Source organism: Kitasatospora sp. NPDC047058 (assembly GCF_040643935.1).
Lineage (GTDB): Bacteria > Actinomycetota > Actinomycetes > Streptomycetales > Streptomycetaceae > Kitasatospora.
This window is the reverse complement of the sequence record NZ_JBEYVJ010000742.1, coordinates 1-2,001: the sequence shown is the minus strand read 5'-3', so window position 1 is coordinate 2,001 and position 2,001 is coordinate 1. Positions and strand designations below refer to the sequence as shown.

General features: G+C 74.5%; 3 protein-coding genes. 1 reads left to right on the top strand and 2 read right to left on the bottom strand.

Annotation, left to right across the window (positions count from 1 at the left end; genetic code table 11):
• Both ABZ885_RS40045 and ABZ885_RS40040 read right to left on the bottom strand, forming a co-directional pair.
• Nucleotides 1-550, bottom strand: a 550-nt coding sequence (locus ABZ885_RS40045) for a carbohydrate kinase family protein (protein ID WP_360199966.1), incomplete at its 3' end; no start/stop codon positions are given.
• A gap of 4 nt (nucleotides 551-554) precedes the next feature.
• Nucleotides 555-1,481: a pseudouridine-5'-phosphate glycosidase gene (locus ABZ885_RS40040; RefSeq protein ID WP_360199964.1), complete on the bottom strand. Its 927-nt coding sequence runs from the start codon at nucleotides 1,479-1,481 to the stop codon at nucleotides 555-557.
• A gap of 113 nt (nucleotides 1,482-1,594) precedes the next feature.
• Between ABZ885_RS40040 and ABZ885_RS40035 the strand changes: the two genes are divergently transcribed.
• Nucleotides 1,595-2,001 (top strand): LysR family transcriptional regulator (locus ABZ885_RS40035; RefSeq protein WP_360199962.1); only part of this gene is annotated, 407 nt, incomplete at its 3' end.

Sequence of the window (2,001 nt, the reverse complement as noted above, 5' to 3'; positions counted from 1 at the left end):
CGGCGTGGACGGCAGGGGCTGCCCGGTGCGCCCGCCGCCGTCTCTCCGCTCGACCTGCAACCGGCGGTCGCCGCCGTGCTCGACGGCGGCGGCAGCCGCCCGCCCGGCGGACCCGCCGCAGCGCGTCGACCGCGGCGGTGCCGACCGGCTCCCCGTCGAAGGAGTAGGCGGGCACGTGCAGGTGGGCCAGCCCGTCCAGCCAGGCGTCCGGGACGGTGTCGAGCAGCGTGGCCGCGCCCCGGTCGGGGAGCATGGTCCGCTCGCCGCCGCCGTCGATCAGCACGACGATGCTGCCGGTCCGCCCCTCGCGGGTGACCCGGACGTCGACGCCGTGGCCAGCCAGTTCGGCGACCAGGCCGTCCCCGGCCGGGTCGTCGCCGACGCAGCCGAGGAAGCGCACGGGGCACCGGCCGGCCGCGAAGGCCGCGACGTTGGCCGCGCTGCCGCCGCGCCGCCGGAAGACCCGGGCGCTGGTGTCGGTGCCGTGCCGGAGCGGGCCGTCGACCCAGACGACGACGTCTTCGACGAGATCGCCGAGTACTCCGAGCATGCGCCTACGCCTCGTTCCGCAGGGCGGCGAGCGCGGTGGCGATCTGCCCGCCGAGCCGGACGTTGCCGCGGTAGACCTCCACGTTGACGTCCAGGCTGCGGCCGCCGGTGTCGCGCTGGATGAAGTCGAGCAGGAACGGCGTCGAGGCGTTGCCGGTGATGCCCCGGCGCTCGGCCTCGGCCCAGGCCCGTTCCAGCAGCACGTCCAGCTCCTCGGGCGGCAGCTGCTTGGCGGGGTCGACCGGGTTGGCGATCAGCACGGCCTGGCTCAGCTCCAGGCCGTCACGGGCGGCGATCACCCGGGCGGCCTCCTCGGGCGTGTCGACCCGGTAGTTGATCCGGTGTCCGGAGTCGGTGACGTAGAAGCCGGGGTACTGGTTGGTGCGGTAGCCGATGACCGGGATGTTGAGCGTCTCGAACCGCTCCAGGGTGGCCCGGATGTCGAGGATCGACTTCACGCCCGCGCTGATGACGGTGACCGGCGTGGCGGCCAGCGTGGTCAGGTCGGCCGACTCGTCGAAGGTCTCGGACGCCCCGAAGTGCACGCCGCCGAGGCCTCCGGTGGAGAACACCCGGATGCCCGCGCGGTGGGCGAGGAAGGCGGTGGCGGCGACGGTCGTCCCGCCGTGCCGGCCGAGCGCGGTGACCACCGGCAGGTCGCGCAGGCTCGCCTTGTCGAGGTCGTCCGCCTCGGACAGCTCCTTGATCTGGTCCGTGCCGAGCCCGACCGTCGGCACCCCGGCGTGGACGCCGATCGTGGCCGGGACGACCCCGGCGGCCCGCAGCCCCTCCTCCGCCTCCAGCGCGACCTCCAGGTTGCGGGGCCGCGGCAGGCCGTGCGTGAAGATGGTCGATTCCAGGGCGACGACGGGGGCTCCGGCGGCGACGGCCCGGGCGACTTCGTCGGAGATGCGGATGGGGAGTCCGGTCATGGCAGGTGCTCTTCTCTGCGATACCACCACGGTGTGGCAACCGCGGCTCAGCCTAGGGATCGTTCGCATCGGGATCCAGAATGAGTCCTGGGCCTTCCCATAGGCTTCCGGCTATGGGTTTCACTCTGCGTCAGCTCGAGGTCTTCCTCGCGGTGGCCGACACGCTGCACTTCGGCCGCGCCGCCGAACGCCTGCACATCTCCCAGCCGACGGTCAGCCAGGAGGTGGCCCGGCTGGAGCGGACGGTGGGCGTCGAGCTCTTCGACCGCAGCCGGCGGGCGGTCCGGCTGACCCCGGCCGGCGAGGTGATGGCCGCCGAGGCCGCCGGGCTGCTCGGCCAGGCCCGGTCCCTGCTGGCCCGGGTGCGGCTGCACGAGGAGTCCCGGACGGGGACGGCCCGGATCGTCGCGTCCCCCAGCGTGCTGAACCGGCTGCTGCCGGCCGTGGTCAGCCGGGCCGAGCGGGAGCTGCCCGCGCTGGAGACCGCGGAGCTGACCGCCGACACCGGCCGGGTGTCGGC